Source organism: Citrobacter sp. Ce129 (assembly GCF_030334545.1).
Classification (GTDB): Bacteria; Pseudomonadota; Gammaproteobacteria; order Enterobacterales; family Enterobacteriaceae; genus Citrobacter; species Citrobacter europaeus.
On record NZ_JAOWDS010000058.1, the window covers coordinates 121,652 to 139,226 of the forward strand.

The window sequence follows — 17,575 nt, forward strand, 5'->3', positions numbered from 1 at the left end:
CAGGCAGCAGACAGGGAGAACAGTAACCGCCATCATAAAAAAAGGCCACTCTTAAAGAGTGGCCGGTGTGGGATTACTGATTACCGATTTGATCGCCGTAAGGCAGTGTATCGTAATCAATCAGGCCATTCTTTTTATACGGGTCGCCAATCCAGCGGGTCGTCTCTTTGAACTGCGGGTTAGTAATGGCGCGAGTTGGATCAAAACCATCGTAGGTGAATCCCGCTAAATCAGACCAGGTGTGGATAAGCTCAGAGCTGCTGTACTTACGATCCACATCCTGTGAGAAGTCGCGGGGGTGTGCGGCCTGCCATTTTTCAGAGGTCCACAGCAGGAACGGTACCGTATACATATGGCGCGTCGGGTTGTCTTCATTACGACCCTGCGTTTTATGCGGAGGCGTATCGTATACCTCTTCCCCGTGATCGGAGAAGTACAGCAGGAAGCCGTTCGGATCGGTCGCTTTATAGTCTTTGATCAGACTGGCGATGATATGGTCATTGTAGGCATTCGCGCTGTCGTAATCGTTGTAAGCTTCCAGCTCATCATTACTCAGGCCAGCGGGAACATTGTCGATATTGTTATCGAATTTACCCTGGCCATCCGGATAGCGGAATTTGTACTTAATATGCGTTCCCAGCAGGTGCACGATGATGAACTTTTTCGGTGCCGGGTCAGCCAGTACTTCTTTAAATGGCGCCAGCACGTTGCTGTCATATTCGCGCGCGCTTTGCGTACGCTGCTGGTTCATATAGAACTGCTTATCCGTCTGCTTCGAGAACACGGTCAACATGGTGTTGCGGGCAGTCATCGTCTGCTGGTTGGTTATCCAGAAGGTTTTATAACCGGCCTGTTTCATCATGTTCATCAGGGACGGCTGAGTCAGATACAGGTCCGGGTTCTTCTCGTTGGCGAAAGTCAGCGCCTGCTGCAGGATTTCAATGGTGTACGGACGTGAGGTCACGACATTATTGAACACGGTGAAGTTAGGATCGGATTTATGCAACGCATCCAGTTCTGGCGTCGTTTCGCGCGGGTAGCCATACAGGCTCATGCGGCCACGCTGCGTTGACTCCCCAATCACCAGCACCAGCGTACGTGGAGCATCGCCGGAGTTATCTTTGAAGTTGGCCAGCGGCGGCAGGGCATTGTTCTCATTCAGCAGGCTATTCAACGAGGTCAACTGCTGACGATATTGATAATAACCAGAGATGATCTGCCACGGGGCCGCAGGCTCCATACGTGAGGCGAGACCATCTAACGTTTTTTCAAACGGTTTATGTTTGATGAACGTATTAACCGCCATTGGGTGCAGAATCAAACCGTATAACAGCGCGAAAGACACCAGATAACGCCAGGGCGATGGAATATGCACAGGGCGCAAACGCGTCCACAGCAGAATAGCCACAGCCGTATAGGCCAGAGCGATAAGGACAATTTTCAGGCTGAAATATTGGCTCAGATATTCGCTGGCTTCGTTCGCATTGGTTTCAAACATTACGTACAGAACGCTTTGCGAAAACTCTTGTCCGTAAATGACGTAATAGCTCAGAGCCGCCAGCGAGGCCGCCCATAGCATGACGCCAATAATGGCAGCGATCGCGCGGATACGGTTTGGAAATAAGAATACCGGGATCAACCACAGCGAACTGAATAGTAACGAGTCGCGTAACCCATTAGTTCCGCTATAACCGGTTAAACAAATAATGACCTGGAGTAAACTGGAAAAAAACCAAAAATAGAGGAGCGCCCAACCCAGGGCTTTCCAGCTAAATTTAGGTTTAGACTGGAGTTGTAAGGATTGCATAATGTGAGCCTGTCTTTAATCGTAGCGCCAAGAATAGCGACTAAACATTAAGAGGAACTGAAGCATCACGATCTCAGGATCGTGTTTTGCTGTTGATACATTCGTATAGTGAATATATTCAGGCGGGAATATATTGAAAAAGAAGCGGTTATGACAGCAGTTTTTGCCGTCGCCTTCATACAATAGCACGAAGGCGACGGGAGGGGACGTTAGCCTGTATTACGCATGCCGGCTGCGACACCAGCGATAGTCACCATCAACGCTTGTTCAACGCGCGGGTCCGGTGCATTGCCTTGCTCTTCCGCCTGGCGTGAGCGGTGTAACAGCTCTGCCTGTAAGACGTTCAGCGGGTCAGTATAAATATTTCTTAACTGAATTGACTCGGCAATCCACGGCAGGTCGGCCATCAAATGTGAGTCATTGGCAATTGCCAGTACGACATCGATATCGGCTTCCAGGCGCTGACGCAGCTCTTTACCCAGTGGCCACAGCTCTTTTTTGACCAGGCGTTGATCGTAGTACTCTGCCAGCCACAGGTCTGCTTTGGCGAAAACCATTTCCAGCATGCCAAGACGCGTGGAGAAGAATGGCCAGTCGCGGCACATGGCTTCGAGTTCGCTTTGCTTGCCGTCTTCAACCACTTTTTGCAGCGCGGTACCTGCGCCCAGCCAGGCCGGGAGCATCAGGCGGTTCTGCGTCCAGGCGAAGATCCACGGAATAGCGCGCAGAGACTCTACCCCGCCGGTTGGACGGCGTTTTGCCGGACGTGAACCGAGCGGCAGTTTACCCAGTTCCTGCTCCGGCGTCGCGGAACGGAAGTAAGGAACGAAGTCTTTGTTTTCACGCACATATCCGCGATAGAGCTCGCAGGAAATATCGGAAAGCTCATCCATGATATGACGCCAGTTATCCTTCGGCTCTGGCGGTGGTAACAGGTTGGCCTCCAGAATTGCTCCGGTATACAGCGACAGGCTGCTGATGGTCACTTCCGGCAGGCCGTACTTAAAGCGGATCATCTCCCCTTGTTCTGTCACGCGCAGACCGCCTTTCAGGCTGCCTGGTGGTTGAGAGAGCAGCGCCGCATGCGCAGGCGCGCCGCCGCGACCAATGGAACCGCCACGACCATGGAACAGCGTCAGTTCGATACCGGCTTTTTCGCAGGTTTTGATCAGCGCGTCCTGTGCCTGATATTGCGCCCAGGAGGCCGCCATCACGCCCGCGTCCTTTGCGGAGTCAGAGTAGCCGATCATGACCATCTGCTTGCCCTGAATAAAGCCACGATACCAGTCAATATTCAGCAGTTGGGACATGACGTCATCGGCGTTATTGAGGTCATCCAGCGTTTCAAATAACGGGGCAACCGGCATAGCAAAACCGATACCGGCTTCTTTCAGCAGCAGGTGCACGGCCAGCACATCCGATGGCGTTTTCGCCATGGAGATAACATAGGCGGCAATGGAGCCATACGGGGCTTCGGCAATGACCTGACAGGTGTCGAGCACTTCGCGGGTGTCGTTGCTCGGTTCCCAGTTACGCGGGAGCAGCGGACGCTTGGAGTTCAGCTCGCGGATCAGGAAAGCCTGTTTATCCGCTTCCGACCAGTTTTCGTAGTCGCCAATGCCCAGATAACGGGTCAGTTCGCCAAGGGCTTCAGTGTGACGGGTGCTTTCCTGACGAATATCAATACGTACCAGCGGTACGCCGAAACATTTCACGCGGCGTAGGGTATCGAGCAATTCGCCATTGGCGATAATGCCCATGCCACAGGCCTGCAGAGACTGGTAGCACGCATACAGCGGGTCCCAGAGCTGTTCGTTTTGGGTGAGAAGTCCCGCCGGTTTCGGCAATTTCTCGCCTTTAAGACGGGCTTCCAGCCAGGCCTGGGTTGCCATCAGACGAGAACGCAGGGTTTTCATCAGATAGCGGTAAGGTTCTGCTGCGCCTTCTTCGCCCACCAGCGCCAGCAGTTCCGGCGTGGCATCCACCATCGACAGTTCAGAAATCAGAAACTGGATGTCTTTCAGAAACAGGTCGGTGGCTTTCCAGCGGCTGAGCAGCAGCACGTGACGGGTGATATCCGCCGTTACGTTCGGGTTGCCATCGCGGTCACCGCCCATCCAGGAGGTAAAGCGAACCGGGACAAAATCAACCGGCAGCTTATAGCCCAGATGCTCTTCCAACTGTTCGTTCAGCTCGCGCAGATAGTTTGGTACGCCTTCCCACAGGCTGTTTTCGACCACGGCGAAGCCCCATTTGGCTTCATCAACCGGGCTTGGGCGTATCTTGCGGATCTCATCCGTATGCCAGGACTGGGCAATCAACTGGCGCAGACGGCGCATCAGTTGATGGCGTTCATAATCGACGAGATCTTTGTTATCAAGCTGTTTGAGGCAGGCGTTCACTTCACCCATTTTATGGATCAGCGTACGGCGGGTGATCTCGGTCGGATGGGCGGTAAGAACCAGCTCCAGGGAGAGAGATTCCACGGCTTTTTTGATGGTGGCTTCATCGAGGTTGGGCTGCTCTTTCAGTTTACGCAGCGTGCGGGCAATCACTTCCGGGTTGCTGGCTGCTTCGCCTTTTGGCGAAATGCTATGGTGCTGCTCGGCGGTGTTGGCCAGGTTCAGAAACTGGCTAAACGCGCGGGCAACCGGCAGCAGCTCGTCGTTAGACAGGTTTTGCAGCGTAGTAAGCAGCTCCTGGCGATTGACTTCATTGCCAGCGCGGGATGATTTGGACAGCTTACGGATTGTTTCTACGCGGTCGAGAATGTTCTCTCCCAACGCATCCTTGATGGTTTCTCCCAGCACTTTGCCGAGCATACTGACATTACTACGCAACGCGGAATATTGTTCGTTCATTAACCCAGACACCCCATCTTTAATTTATGCGTCCTGTATCTTTCGCGCCTCAGCGGCGTTGGCTGCGCCACGAAATCTCTCGGACTTTGTTTGTTCGCCGTCTTTTATAAAGCCACGTAAAACTCGTGACGTCAATTGCTGCGAAATCGGTTCAGCAAACGAAAAAATGGCGGGAATTTACGTTATTTAATTCACATCGAATCAAATAAGCTTTGCTTATGGAAATGTTAATAATTCACCTCGATTACCACTAAAGGGTTAACGAGGTGATTTGCGGTTAATGCCAGCAGAAGTGATGTACGACCTGGGTAATTAACTCCCGCGTCGGCTTAATAAAACGAGTTTCCAGATACTCATCCGGCTGATGTGCCTGATTAATAGAACCTGGGCCCAACACCAGCGTTGGGCAAAGCGTCTGGATAAACGGCGCTTCGGTGCAGTAGTTCACCACTTCCGTTTGCGCTCCCAGTAGCTTCTCAACCACTTGTACCAGTTGATGATCCGGCGGGCATTCATAGCCCGGAATTGGCGGATGCAGTTCCGAGACCGTCAGGCGACCCGGCCAGCGCTCGCTGACAGGGGCCAGCGCATCGTTAAGTAAGCCATTGAGATCGTTGAGCGTCATGCCGGGCAATGGGCGAATATCCATATGCAGTTCGCAGCAGGCGCAGATTCGGTTGGCGGCGTCGCCACCGTGGATGTGACCCAAATTCAGCGTCGGGTACGGGACGGTAAAGGCGTCATGGTGATAGCGCTCTTTCAGGTCATCGCGCAGAGTCATGATATGGCCGATGGCATCATGCATTAGTTCAATCGCATTAACGCCACGCGCGGGATCGCTTGAGTGACCCGATTGTCCCAAAATGCGAATCGCATTAGAAATATGACCCTTGTGCGCGCGGACCGGTTGCAGGGAAGTGGGTTCGCCAATGATCGCGCAGTCCGGGCGCAGAGCGGTGGTTTCAGAGAAATAACGTGCTCCCGCCATGCTGGTCTCTTCGTCGGCAGTGGCCAGAATGTACAGGGGCTTTTTCAGCTTCGTGACGTCGACATCACGCAATGCGTCGAGGATAAACGCGAAGAAGCCCTTCATATCTGCCGTACCCAGACCGTAGAGCTTATTGTCATGCTCGGTCAGGGTGAACGGATCGCGCGTCCAGCGTCCGTCGTCAAAGGGGACGGTATCGGTATGGCCCGCCAACAGCAGACCGCCAGCGCCTTGTCCAATGCTCGCCAGCATATTGAATTTATTTCGCGTGTCGGGAACCGGCTGGACCTCCACATTGAAGCCTAAATCTTTAAACCAGCCCGCCAACAGAGTGATTAAACCTGCATTGCTTTGATCGAGCGCTTCTTCGGTAGCGCTTATCGATGGCGTGGCAATCAGAGCGCGGTAAATCTCGATAAATGGCGGTAAATTGTTTTTCATTGTTGACACACCTCGGGTCATGATAGTATCAATATTCATGCAGTATTTGTGAATAAAAATACATTAACGTTAAGCGTAATAAAACCCACCAAGTGTAAGGTGAGGTGATAAAGGCTTATACCTGGCAACAGAATCTAAGAAGGTGAGCAGCCCCGATGTTGAATACGCTGATTGTGGGCGCCAGTGGCTATGCCGGCGCAGAGCTTGTGACCTATGTAAATCGCCATCCTGATATGAACATAACCGCTTTGACCGTCTCAGCGCAAAGCAATGATGCAGGAAAATTAATCTCCGATTTGCATCCGCAGTTGAAAGGTATTGTCGATTTACCGTTGCAGCCGATGTCAGATATCAGCGAGTTTAGCCCAGGGGTGGATGTTGTGTTCCTCGCAACGGCTCATGAGGTGAGTCATGACCTGGCCCCGCAGTTTTTGCAGGCCGGTTGCGTCGTGTTTGACCTCTCAGGCGCATTTCGTGTAAACGACGGCGCGTTTTATGAAAAATATTATGGCTTTACCCATCAGCATCCCGACCTGCTGGAGCAGGCAGTTTACGGGTTGGCGGAATGGAACGAAGACCAACTGAAAGAAGCTAATCTGATTGCCGTGCCGGGTTGTTATCCGACCGCGGCGCAGCTGTCGTTGAAACCACTGATTGATGCCGGGCTGCTGGATCTCAGCCAGTGGCCGGTGATTAACGCCACCAGCGGCGTGAGCGGTGCGGGCCGTAAAGCGGCTATCTCTAACAGTTTTTGTGAGGTGAGCCTGCAGCCGTATGGCGTGTTTACCCATCGTCATCAGCCGGAAATCGCCACTCATCTTGGCGCGGAGGTGATCTTCACTCCGCATCTGGGCAACTTCCCACGCGGAATTCTGGAAACCATTACCTGCCGTTTGCAAGCGGGCGTAACCCATGCGCAGGTGGCCCAGACGTTGCAGCAGGCGTATGGTGATAAGCCACTGGTGCGTTTATATGACAACGGCGTTCCGGCGCTGAAGAATGTGGTTGGCTTACCATTCTGTGATATTGGGTTTGCCGTGCAAGGTGAGCACCTGATCGTGGTGGCGACGGAAGACAACTTATTGAAAGGCGCGGCGGCACAGGCGATGCAGTGCGCAAATATTCGTTTTGGCTTTGCCCAAACGCAGTCTCTTATTTAAGGGTGCAACAATGAATCCATTAATTATCAAGCTGGGCGGCGTTTTACTGGATAGCGAAGAGGCGCTGGAGCGTCTGTTTACCGCACTGGTGAATTATCGTGAGTCGCACCAGCGTCCGCTGGTCATTGTGCACGGCGGCGGCTGCGTGGTCGACGAGCTGATGAAACAGCTGAATCTGCCGGTGAAAAAGAAAAATGGTCTGCGCGTCACGCCTGCCGATCAAATTGATATTATTACCGGAGCCCTGGCGGGAACAGCGAATAAAACCTTACTGGCCTGGGCGAAAAAGCATCAGATTGCGTCCGTGGGTCTGTTTCTTGGCGATGGCGACAGCGTAAAAGTGACGCCGCTCGATAAAGAGCTCGGTCATGTTGGACTGGCGCAGCCGGGTTCGCCTAAGCTGATTAACACGCTGCTGGAAAACGGTTTTTTACCGGTAGTAAGCTCCATTGGCGTTACGGAAGACGGACTGCTGATGAACGTTAATGCCGATCAGGCGGCAACGGCGCTGGCGGCTACGCTGGGGGCGGATCTGATCCTGCTCTCTGACGTAAGCGGCATTCTGGATGGTAAAGGACAGCGTATTGCCGAAATGACCGCCGCGAAAGCGGAGCAGTTGATTGACCAGGGAATTATTACCGATGGCATGATCGTGAAGGTCAATGCGGCGCTGGATGCCGCGCGTACGCTGGGCCGACCGGTGGATATCGCCTCCTGGCGCCATGCCGAGCAACTGCCGGCGCTGTTTAACGGTACGCCGATCGGTACGCGTATTCTGGCTTAACTATTAATGGCCGGATGGCAGCTTCGCCTTATCCGGCCTGGATGGGTTTTGTAGGCCCGGTAAGCGCAGCGCCACCGGGCAAAAATATCATATTAAGGAAATTCGTTATGGCACTTTGGGGTGGGCGTTTTACACAGGCAGCAGATCAGCGGTTCAAACAGTTCAACGACTCGTTACGTTTTGACTACCGCCTGGCTGAACAGGATATTATCGGCTCTGTGGCCTGGTCCAAAGCGTTGGTAACGGTCGGTGTACTGACTGCCGATGAACAACTGCAACTGGAAGAGGCGCTGAATAACCTGCTGGAAGAAGTGCGCCTGGATCCGCAGCAAATCCTTCAAAGCGATGCCGAAGATATTCACAGCTGGGTGGAAGGTAAGCTGATTGATAAAGTCGGCCAGCTAGGTAAAAAACTGCATACCGGTCGTAGCCGTAATGACCAGGTCGCGACCGATCTTAAACTGTGGTGTAAAGACACGGTTATTGAATTACTGTCGGCTAACCGTCAGTTGCAAAGTGCGCTGGTGGTGACGGCAGAGAATAACCAGGACGCCGTTATGCCGGGTTACACCCACCTGCAACGCGCGCAGCCGGTGACGTTTGCCCACTGGTGTCTGGCCTATGTCGAAATGCTTGCGCGTGACGAGAGCCGTCTGCAGGATGCGCTCAAGCGCCTGGACGTAAGTCCGTTAGGCTGCGGCGCGCTGGCGGGTACGGCGTATGAAATCGATCGCGAGCAGTTGGCCGGTTGGTTGGGCTTTGCCTCGGCGACGCGTAACAGTCTGGACAGCGTTTCTGACCGTGACCACGTGCTGGAGTTACTCTCCGATGCCTCTATCGGTATGGTGCATCTGTCGCGTTTTGCTGAAGATCTGATTTTCTTTAATACCGGCGAAGCGGGCTTTGTCGAACTGTCCGACCGTGTGACTTCGGGGTCATCTCTGATGCCGCAGAAGAAAAACCCGGATGCGCTGGAGTTAATCCGTGGCAAATGCGGTCGCGTACAGGGTGCGCTGACCGGCATGATGATGACCTTAAAAGGTCTCCCGCTGGCGTACAACAAAGATATGCAGGAAGACAAGGAAGGGCTGTTTGACGCGCTCGACACCTGGCTGGACTGCCTGCATATGGCCGTGCTGGTGCTGGATGGCATTCAGGTGAAACGTCCGCGTTGTCAGGAAGCGGCGCAGCAAGGCTATGCTAACGCCACTGAGCTGGCGGATTATCTGGTGGCGAAAGGTGTTCCGTTCCGCGAAGCGCATCATATCGTGGGGGAAACGGTGGTCGAGGCAATTCGTCAGGGCAAACCGCTGGAAGCGCTGTCGCTTGCCGACTTACAAAAGTTTAGCCAGGTGATTGGCGATGACGTTTACCCGATCCTCTCGTTGCAATCTTGCCTGGATAAACGTGCGGCGAAAGGTGGCGTGTCGCCGCAGCAGGTTGCGCAAGCGATCGACTACGCGAAGGCGCGTCTGGCGTAACCTTTGTCTTTGTAAGCCTGATATGCGTAGCGCCATCAGGCAAACAGTTATCAGAGCCTGGCATTACGCCGGGCTTTTTTATGCAAAAAAAATGCGGACTCAAGGTCCGCAAAAGTTCACGTTGGCTTTAGTTATTTCGAGTATGAGAGAAACTCTCAAAACGGACAGTAGCTTCAAGGGTTAAAGGGGTACCGTTCCGTTTCTGTGGTGCATTATTAAACAGAAAGCTTGATAGGGATAATCGTTCGTTGCTATGCTACCTATCGCTACGAACTATCGTGGCGATGGAGGATGAATAATGAATATTCGTGATCTTGAATACCTGGTGGCGCTAGCCGAACATCGTCACTTCCGACGTGCGGCAGACTCCTGTCACGTTAGCCAGCCAACGCTGAGCGGACAGATCCGCAAGCTGGAAGATGAGCTTGGTGTCATGCTGCTGGAGCGTACGAGTCGCAAGGTGCTGTTCACTCAGGCAGGTCTACTGCTGGTGGATCAGGCGCGCACCGTGCTGCGCGAGGTCAAAGTGCTCAAGGAGATGGCAAGCCAACAGGGTGAGACAATGTCTGGCCCGCTGCATATTGGTTTGATCCCAACGGTGGGGCCATACCTGCTGCCGCATATTATCCCTATGTTGCACCAGACCTTTCCAAAACTGGAAATGTATCTTCATGAGGCGCAGACGCATCAGCTGTTGGCGCAACTTGATAGCGGTAAGCTCGACTGCGTCATCCTGGCGCTGGTGAAAGAGAGTGAGGCGTTCATCGAAGTACCATTATTTGATGAGCCTATGTTGCTGGCGATCTATGAAGATCACCCATGGGCAAACCGCGACTGTGTGCCGATGTCCGATCTGGCGGGTGAGAAATTGCTGATGCTGGAGGATGGTCACTGTCTGCGCGATCAGGCGATGGGCTTCTGCTTTGAAGCGGGCGCTGATGAGGATACTCATTTCCGGGCAACCAGCCTGGAAACGCTGCGCAACATGGTGGCGGCAGGCAGCGGTATTACCTTACTGCCTGCGCTGGCCGTGCCGCCGGAGCGTAAACGTGATGGCGTTGTCTATCTGCCCTGCATCAAGCCTGAACCGCGTCGCACGATTGGTCTGGTGTATCGTCCAGGCTCGCCGCTGCGCAGCCGTTATGAACAGCTGGCAGAGGCCATCCGTGGGTCAATGGATGGCCATTTCGACAGTGCGTTAAAAAAGGCGGTTTAAGCCATTTAGCGCCGCTACCCGATAGGCTTCTGCCATGGTTGGGTAGTTAAAGGTGGTGTTAACGAAGTATTCGATGGTGTTACCACCACCTTTTTGCTCCATTATCGCCTGACCGATGTGAATAATTTCGGCCGCGCGTTCCCCAAAGCAGTGGATCCCCAAAATCTCTTTGGTTTCGCGATGGAACAGGATCTTCAGCGTCCCGACACTCATACCCACGATTTGCGCACGTGCCAGATGTTTAAACTGGGCTCGGCCAACCTCGTAGGGAACTTTCATTGCCGTGAGCTGCTGTTCGGTTTTACCGACGGAGCTGATTTCCGGAATGGTATAAATCCCGGTCGGGATATCTTCAATCAGATGCGCGGTTGCCTCGCCTTTTACCAATGCCTGGGCGGCAATGCGTCCCTGATCGTAGGCCGCCGATGCCAGACTCGGATAGCCGATCACATCCCCTACGGCATACACGTGCGGCAGCGCCGTCTGGTACATGCTGTTGACCTTCAGCTGTCCGCGGCTGTCGGTTTTCAGACCAATATTTTCCAGCGCCAGCGAATCGGTATTACCGGTACGACCATTGGCGTACAGCAGGCAGTCAGCCTTCAGTTTCTTGCCAGATTTCAGGTGCATGATGACGCCGTCATCGCAACCTTCAATCTTCTCGTATTCTTCGTTGTGGCGAATAACCACACCGCTGTTCCAGAAGTGGTAAGAGAGCGAGTCGGACATCTCTTGATCGAGGAACGCCAGCAGACGATCGCGGGTGTTGATTAAATCAACTTTGACGTCCATTCCGCGGAAGATCGACGCATATTCGCAGCCAATTACCCCCGCGCCATAAATCAAAACGTGGCGGGGTTCATGGTGCAGACTTAGGATAGAGTCGCTGTCATACACCCGGGGATGCGAGAAGTCGACGTCAACTGGGTGATATGGGCGTGAGCCGCAAGCGATAACGAACTTATCCGCGGTCAGCGTTTCCACCGTGCCGTCGTGGCATTCCAGGGCGATCGTGTGTTCATCAATAAAACGGGCATTTCCCTGCAAAATTTCGCAGTGGTTACGCTCGTAAAAGCCTTGCCGCATACGCGTTTGCTGATTAATAACGTTATCAGCGTGGTTGAGAATATCGGCGAAAGAAGAACGAAGGAGTCGGGAGTGGTCGCTGTAAAGTGGGTTCTGATTGAATTCAATAATACGGCTGACGGCGTGGCGGAGAGCTTTCGACGGGATGGTGCCCCAGTGGGTACAGCCTCCACCGACGTTATGATAGCGCTCAATCACCGCGACGCGCGCTCCTTGCTTAACCAGCCCCATTGCAGCGCCTTCGCCGCCGGGACCGGAACCTATTACTATTGCATCGTAATCGTAGGAATGTGACATGGTCAGGCTTACCTGTTCTTATACATAAAAGCAACAGAATAGTAACATCGTTGGCGAGATAACCCAATTATCGTTGTGCTTTTTTGCGAACCCGAAGCACAAACTGCGCGTAAACAATCGTTCACAAAGCCATGCCAACCGCCTAATCTCTGGTATAGTGCCAGCAAGGTATGTGGAAGGATTCAGACATCGTGATGGGCGTTAGAGCGCAACAAAAAGAAAAAACCCGGCGTTCGCTGGTAGAAGCCGCATTTAGTCAACTCAGCGCTGAGCGTAGTTTTGCCAGTCTCAGTTTACGCGAAGTCGCTCGTGAAGCGGGCATAGCGCCAACCTCGTTTTATCGCCACTTCCGCGATGTGGATGAACTCGGCCTGACGATGGTGGACGAGAGCGGTCTGATGCTGCGTCAGTTGATGCGCCAGGCGCGTCAGCGTATCGCGAAGGGCGGGAGTGTGATCCGCACCTCGGTCTCAACATTTATGGAGTTCATCGGCAACAATCCCAACGCCTTCCGTTTATTATTGCGCGAGCGGTCTGGTACCTCCGCGGCGTTTCGTGCCGCAGTGGCTCGTGAAATTCAGCACTTCATTGCGGAACTTGCGGACTATCTGGAACTCGAAAACCATATGCCTCGTGCGTTTACTGAAGCGCAAGCCGAAGCCATGGTAACGATTGTGTTCAGCGCCGGGGCAGAAGCACTGGATGTTGGCGCCGAACAGCGTCGACAGCTGGAAGAGCGGCTGGTATTGCAACTGCGGATGATCGCCAAAGGCGCATTTTATTGGTACCGCCGTGAACAAGAGAAGATGACGCACCACTCCGAGTAACGAGAAGGACGAGCAATGAAACAGTCAGGTCAAGATAAAGGTACGCTGCTGCTGGCGCTGGTTGCTGGCTTATCGATTAATGGTACATTTGCGGCGCTGTTTAGCTCCATTGTGCCATTCTCAGTATTCCCGATTATTTCGCTGGTGCTGACGGTTTATTGTCTGCATCAACGCTATCAGAATCGCACCATGCCTGTGGGGCTACCGGGCCTGGCCGCCGCCTGTTTTATTCTCGGCGTTTTGTTGTACAGCACCGTAGTTCGCGCTGAATATCCGGATATTGGTTCTAACTTCTTCCCAGCGGTACTGTCGGTGATTCTGGTGTTCTGGATTGGCTTTAAGGTGCGTAACCGTAAACAGGAAATAGCGGAGTAGTAATAGTTGTAGGCCGGGCAAGCGAAACGCCCCCGGCCAGCACATCACTTACTTTGCGGTCAGTAATACACCGCACTCCATATGGTGCGTGTACGGGAACTGATCGAACAGAGCCAGACGTGAAACATTGTGGGTCTGGCTTAACGTTTCCAGGTTCTTACACAATGTCTCCGGGTTGCAGGAGATGTACAGAATTCGCGGATACGCCTGCACCATTTTCTCCGTTTCGCTGTCCAGACCGCTGCGCGGTGGATCAACGAAAATGGTTTCACACTGGTAACTCTTCAGATCGATCCCCTGCAAACGGTTGAACTCGCGCACCCCGTTCATCGCCTGAGTAAACTCCTCGGCCGCCATGCGGATAATTTGTACATTATCAATATGGTTCGCCGCAATGTTGTACTGTGCAGCAGCCACAGATGGCTTGGCGATTTCAGTGGCCAGTACGCGGTTGAAGTTTTGTGCGAGGGCGAGAGAGAAATTGCCATTGCCGCAGTACAGCTCAAGCAGATCGCCTTTTGACCCCCTGGTGACATCAATCGCCCATTCCAGCATCTGAATATTCATGGCGGCATTCGGCTGGGTGAAGCTGTTCTCAACCTGACGATAGATAATCTCTTTACCCGCAACCGGCAAGCGTTCGTCAATGTAGTCCTGGTCCAGTTCGATTTTGGTTTTAGTTGCCCGGCCAATCAGATGCACGTTCAGGTTTTGCGCCCGCAGCGCATCCCGCAGCGCTTCGGCTTCCTGACGCCATTCATCATCCAGCTTTTTATGGTACAGCATCGATACCACCGCCTGATCGCTCAGGGTTGTGAGGTAATCAATCTGGAACAGTTTGTGGCGCAGGACGCGGTTATTGCGTACCCCTTCGATCATTGCCGTCATCAGCGTGTTGATAAGCTCGCTGGCCGCCGGGAAGCTGTCGACACGAATACGGTTTTTGGTCTGGCTGTCGAACATGATGTGGTACAGGTCATCCCCGTCATGCCACAGACGAAATTCCGCGCGCATACGGTAGTGGCTGACCGGTGAGCGAAACACTTCCGGAGCCTGTGCATAAAATGGCGTCATTAAGCTCTGCAGACGCACTACTTTTTCAGCTAACTGGGCGTCGTACTGTTCTGTCGGAAGGTGTTCGGGGGTCATGATGCGTCCTGAAAAATAAAAGTACGCGGGGATTGTAGGGATTGCTCAACAGATGTCCAGTCATTGATGATTTTCGATATTGTGATACGCAGTCTGGACAGTGGGTTGTAACAAACTGTAGCATCCGTTTTCCGGTCCTGTGAGTTAAAAGGGAATCCAGTGTGAATCTGGAGCTGACGCGCAGCGGTAAGGAAGGTAGGAGATGAGCGCACCTGGTGCAGACACTGCGGCTTGCCGTGGGAAGTCATCATCTCTTTAAGTTGCCTCCAAGCCCGAAGACCTGCCGGCTAACGTCGCATCTGGCTTTCATCATCGCGTACTATCGGTGGGACCTGCGGCATCCTTCTTATATTGTGGATGCTTTACAATGATTAAAAAATCGCTGCTGTGCACGGCACTGTCCGTCACGGCATTTTCTGGTTGGGCGCAGGACACTAGCCCAGATACTCTTGTCGTCACTGCCAACCGTTTTCAGCAGCCTCGTAGCGCAGTACTTGCTCCTATCACCGTTGTTACGCGTCAGGATATCGATCGCTGGCAATCCACCTCCGTGAATGATGTGCTTCGTCGCCTGCCCGGCGTCGATATCGCGCAAAGCGGCGGCATGGGACAAAACTCCTCAATTTTTATTCGTGGAACCAATTCCAGCCATGTACTGGTGCTGATTGACGGTGTGCGTCTGAACTTAGCGGGTGTGAGCGGATCTGCCGATCTCAGCCAGTTCCCTGTCTCGCTAGTACAACGTATCGAATACATTCGTGGGCCGCGTTCGGCGGTTTATGGTTCTGATGCGATTGGCGGCGTGGTGAATATCATTACCACGCGCGAAAAGCCGGGGACAGAACTTACGGCCGGTGTGGGGAGCAATGGGTATCAGAATTACGATGTCTCAACCCAACAGCAGCTCGGCGAAAATACGCGCGTCACGCTGATGGGTGATTATGCCTATACCAAAGGCTTTGATGTTGTAGCATACGGCAGCACCGGCTCTCAGGCTCAGCCCGATAAAGACGGTTTTTTAAGTAAGACGCTGTATGGCGCGCTGGAACACAACTTTTCCGATACATGGAGCGGGTTTGTTCGTGGCTATGGTTATGATAACCGCACGAATTACGACGCATATTACTCCCCTGGCTCGCCGCTCCTCGATACCCGAAAACTCTACAGCCAAAGCTGGGATGCCGGACTACGTTTTAATGGTGAGCTTATCCAGTCGCAGCTGGTTTCGAGCTATAGCCATAGCAAAGACTACAACTATGATCCGGATTATGGCCGCTATGACTCCTCGGCCACACTGGATGATATGAAGCAATATAATGTTCAGTGGTCCAACAGTATGGTGCTGGGGCACGGTAACGTAGGCGCAGGCGTCGACTGGCAAAAACAAACCACAACGCCAGGCACCGGGTATGTTACGGACGGTTACGATCAGCGTAATACGGGGCTCTATCTGACCGGGTTGCAGCAACTGGGCGACTTTACCTTTGAAGGCGCGGCGCGTAGCGATGACAACTCCGAGTTTGGACGTCATGGCACATGGCAAACCAGCGCCGGATGGGAGTTTATTGAGGGCTATCGCTTTATTGCGTCCTACGGTACATCTTACAAAGCGCCTAATCTTGGACAACTGCATGGTTATTACGGCAATTCGAACCTGGATCCTGAGCAAAGTAAGCAATGGGAAGGGGCGTTTGAAGGCTTAACGGCGGGCGTGAACTGGCGAGTTTCAGGGTATCGCAACGATATTGATGACATGATCGATTACGACCCGCATACCGAAAAATACTTTAACGAAGGCAAAGTACGCATTAAAGGTGTGGAAGCGACCGCAAACTTTGATACCGGTCCGCTGGCACATACGCTGAGCTACGATTATGTCGATTCGCGCAATGCGATTACGGACAAGCCGCTTGCGCGCCGTTCTAAACAGCAGGTGAAGTACCAGCTTGACTGGCAGGTCTATGATTTTGACTGGGGCCTGACGTATCACTACCTGGGAACGCGTTATGACACGGACTACGTAACCTACCAGCCGGTAAAAATGGGTGGGGTTAGCCTGTGGGATCTTGCCGTGTCATATCCAATCACCTCACAGCTGACAGTTCGTGGTAAAATCGCCAACCTGTTCGATAAAGATTACGAGACAGTTTATGGCTACGCAACTGCAGGACGGGAATACACCTTGTCTGGCAGCTACACCTTCTGATCCACGTCCCACCGTGCTGGTGTTTGATTCCGGTGTCGGTGGGTTGTCGGTCTATGACGAGATCCGGCGTCTTCTGCCGGATCTCCACTATATCTACGCTTTCGACAATGTCGCCTTTCCTTATGGAGAGAAGAGCGAGGAGTTTATCGTCGAACGTGTTGTTGAGATTGTGACTGCGGTCCAGCAGCGCTATCCCCTCTCTCTTGCTGTCATCGCGTGTAATACAGCAAGCACGGTGTCGCTTCCTGCGTTACGTGAGAAATTTGCCTTCCCGGTTGTGGGCGTGGTGCCTGCGATTAAACCGGCGGCGCGACTCACGGCGAATGGCGTAGTGGGGCTGCTGGCTACACGTGCAACGGTGAAGCGTTCGTATACTCACGAGTTGATTGCGCGATTTGCTAACGAATGTCAGATAGCGATGTTGGGTTCCGCCGAGCTGGTGGAACTGGCTGAAGCGAAGCTACACGGTGAAACAGTTTCTCTGGAAGAACTGCGCCGCATCCTGCGCCCTTGGCTGAGGATGACGGAACCACCTGACACGGTAGTGCTCGGCTGCACCCATTTCCCTCTATTACAGGAAGAACTTTTACAGGTACTGCCCGAGGGAACGCGGTTGGTGGATTCTGGTGCCGCAATTGCGCGTCGCACGGCCTGGTTATTAGAACATGAGGCGCCAGACGCAAAATCAACTGACGAGAATGTCGCATTCTGTATGGCAATGACCACAGAAGCCGAACAATTATTACCCGTACTGCAGCGTTATGGCTTTAAGTCGCTCGAAAAACTGGCGGTTTAGGTCGTTTTGGTGGAAAAGTAGGCACTCGGAAGATTATTTTAAATTTCCCCTTGTCAGCCTGAAATAACTCCCTATAATGCGCCTCCACTGACACGGAACAA

General features: G+C 53.1%; 13 protein-coding genes and 1 riboswitch. Of the genes, 8 read left to right on the forward strand and 5 right to left on the reverse strand.

What is annotated here, in order from left to right:
- Window positions 1-73: 73 nt before the first annotated feature.
- The 3 genes from OGV77_RS09555 to argE all read right to left on the reverse strand — a co-directional run bounded on the left by OGV77_RS09555 (window position 74) and on the right by argE (window position 6,097).
- The gene (locus tag OGV77_RS09555; RefSeq protein ID WP_043018944.1) at window positions 74-1,807 is read right to left on the reverse strand and encodes a phosphoethanolamine transferase CptA; all 1,734 of its coding nucleotides are present in this window, start codon (window positions 1,805-1,807) and stop codon (window positions 74-76) included.
- Between the two features lie 209 nt (window positions 1,808-2,016).
- Window positions 2,017-4,668 (reverse strand): phosphoenolpyruvate carboxylase, encoded by a 2,652-nt coding sequence (ppc, locus tag OGV77_RS09560; RefSeq protein WP_075145385.1) that lies wholly within the window; start codon window positions 4,666-4,668, stop codon window positions 2,017-2,019.
- A 277-nt stretch (window positions 4,669-4,945) separates the two neighbouring features.
- Window positions 4,946-6,097: an acetylornithine deacetylase gene (argE, locus tag OGV77_RS09565; RefSeq protein ID WP_043018946.1), complete on the reverse strand. Its 1,152-nt coding sequence runs from the start codon at window positions 6,095-6,097 to the stop codon at window positions 4,946-4,948.
- Between the two features lie 155 nt (window positions 6,098-6,252).
- Between argE and argC the strand changes: the two genes are divergently transcribed.
- From argC to oxyR, 4 genes are all read left to right on the forward strand, one after another.
- Window positions 6,253-7,257 carry an N-acetyl-gamma-glutamyl-phosphate reductase gene (gene argC / locus OGV77_RS09570; protein ID WP_043018947.1) on the forward strand — a complete coding sequence of 335 codons (1,005 nt, stop codon included), beginning with the start codon at window positions 6,253-6,255 and terminating at the stop codon, window positions 7,255-7,257.
- Between the two features lie 10 nt (window positions 7,258-7,267).
- Window positions 7,268-8,041 (forward strand): acetylglutamate kinase, encoded by a 774-nt coding sequence (gene argB / locus OGV77_RS09575; protein ID WP_043018948.1) that lies wholly within the window; start codon window positions 7,268-7,270, stop codon window positions 8,039-8,041.
- 107 nt (window positions 8,042-8,148) lie between these two features.
- Window positions 8,149-9,522, forward strand: coding sequence for an argininosuccinate lyase (gene argH, locus OGV77_RS09580; protein ID WP_080625878.1), 1,374 nt, complete (start codon window positions 8,149-8,151; stop codon window positions 9,520-9,522).
- A gap of 298 nt (window positions 9,523-9,820) precedes the next feature.
- Window positions 9,821-10,738 carry a DNA-binding transcriptional regulator OxyR gene (oxyR, locus tag OGV77_RS09585; RefSeq protein WP_043018950.1) on the forward strand — a complete coding sequence of 306 codons (918 nt, stop codon included), beginning with the start codon at window positions 9,821-9,823 and terminating at the stop codon, window positions 10,736-10,738.
- On the opposite strand, the gene sthA is transcribed toward oxyR, so the two are convergent.
- A complete protein-coding gene (gene sthA / locus OGV77_RS09590) occupies window positions 10,721-12,121 on the reverse strand; it encodes a Si-specific NAD(P)(+) transhydrogenase (protein ID WP_087050692.1) in 1,401 nt (466 codons plus the stop codon). The genes oxyR and sthA overlap by 18 nt on opposite strands.
- Window positions 12,122-12,312: 191 nt before the next feature.
- On the opposite strand from sthA, the gene fabR reads away from it, so the two are divergent.
- Together fabR and OGV77_RS09600 are read left to right on the forward strand one after the other, a co-directional pair.
- Entirely contained in the window at window positions 12,313-12,948 is a 636-nt protein-coding gene (fabR, locus tag OGV77_RS09595; protein ID WP_003028862.1) for an HTH-type transcriptional repressor FabR, read from the forward strand.
- Between the two features lie 15 nt (window positions 12,949-12,963).
- On the forward strand, window positions 12,964-13,323 hold the full coding sequence (locus OGV77_RS09600) for a YijD family membrane protein (RefSeq protein WP_003825114.1): 360 nt from the start codon (window positions 12,964-12,966) through the stop codon (window positions 13,321-13,323).
- Window positions 13,324-13,371: 48 nt separating this feature from the next.
- Here the strand turns inward: OGV77_RS09600 and trmA are convergent, their stop codons facing one another.
- Window positions 13,372-14,472 carry a tRNA (uridine(54)-C5)-methyltransferase TrmA gene (gene trmA / locus OGV77_RS09605; protein WP_043018952.1) on the reverse strand — a complete coding sequence of 367 codons (1,101 nt, stop codon included), beginning with the start codon at window positions 14,470-14,472 and terminating at the stop codon, window positions 13,372-13,374.
- Between the two features lie 115 nt (window positions 14,473-14,587).
- Window positions 14,588-14,774, forward strand: a riboswitch (cobalamin riboswitch).
- Between the two features lie 65 nt (window positions 14,775-14,839).
- Between trmA and btuB the strand changes: the two genes are divergently transcribed.
- Both btuB and murI read left to right on the forward strand, forming a co-directional pair.
- On the forward strand, window positions 14,840-16,678 hold the full coding sequence (btuB, locus tag OGV77_RS09610; protein ID WP_043018953.1) for a TonB-dependent vitamin B12 receptor BtuB: 1,839 nt from the start codon (window positions 14,840-14,842) through the stop codon (window positions 16,676-16,678).
- A complete protein-coding gene (murI, locus tag OGV77_RS09615; protein ID WP_043018954.1) occupies window positions 16,623-17,474 on the forward strand; it encodes a glutamate racemase in 852 nt (283 codons plus the stop codon). The genes btuB and murI overlap by 56 nt, the downstream gene beginning before the upstream one ends.
- Window positions 17,475-17,575 lie beyond the last annotated feature (101 nt).

Bases quoted from the DNA above. Each gene is read 5' to 3' on its own strand.
- murI (WP_043018954.1), top strand. From the start codon at position 16,623: ATGGCTACGCAACTGCAGGACGGGAATACACCTTGTCTGGCAGCTACA.
- ppc (WP_075145385.1), bottom strand. From the start codon at position 4,668: ATGAACGAACAATATTCCGCGTTGCGTAGTAATGTCAGTATGCTCGGC.
- sthA (WP_087050692.1), bottom strand. From the start codon at position 12,121: ATGTCACATTCCTACGATTACGATGCAATAGTAATAGGTTCCGGTCCC.
- OGV77_RS09600 (WP_003825114.1), top strand. From the start codon at position 12,964: ATGAAACAGTCAGGTCAAGATAAAGGTACGCTGCTGCTGGCGCTGGTT.
- argB (WP_043018948.1), top strand. From the start codon at position 7,268: ATGAATCCATTAATTATCAAGCTGGGCGGCGTTTTACTGGATAGCGAA.
- oxyR (WP_043018950.1), top strand. From the start codon at position 9,821: ATGAATATTCGTGATCTTGAATACCTGGTGGCGCTAGCCGAACATCGT.
- btuB (WP_043018953.1), top strand. From the start codon at position 14,840: ATGATTAAAAAATCGCTGCTGTGCACGGCACTGTCCGTCACGGCATTT.
- trmA (WP_043018952.1), bottom strand. From the start codon at position 14,472: ATGACCCCCGAACACCTTCCGACAGAACAGTACGACGCCCAGTTAGCT.
- argE (WP_043018946.1), bottom strand. From the start codon at position 6,097: ATGAAAAACAATTTACCGCCATTTATCGAGATTTACCGCGCTCTGATT.
- argC (WP_043018947.1), top strand. From the start codon at position 6,253: ATGTTGAATACGCTGATTGTGGGCGCCAGTGGCTATGCCGGCGCAGAG.
- argH (WP_080625878.1), top strand. From the start codon at position 8,149: ATGGCACTTTGGGGTGGGCGTTTTACACAGGCAGCAGATCAGCGGTTC.
- OGV77_RS09555 (WP_043018944.1), bottom strand. From the start codon at position 1,807: ATGCAATCCTTACAACTCCAGTCTAAACCTAAATTTAGCTGGAAAGCC.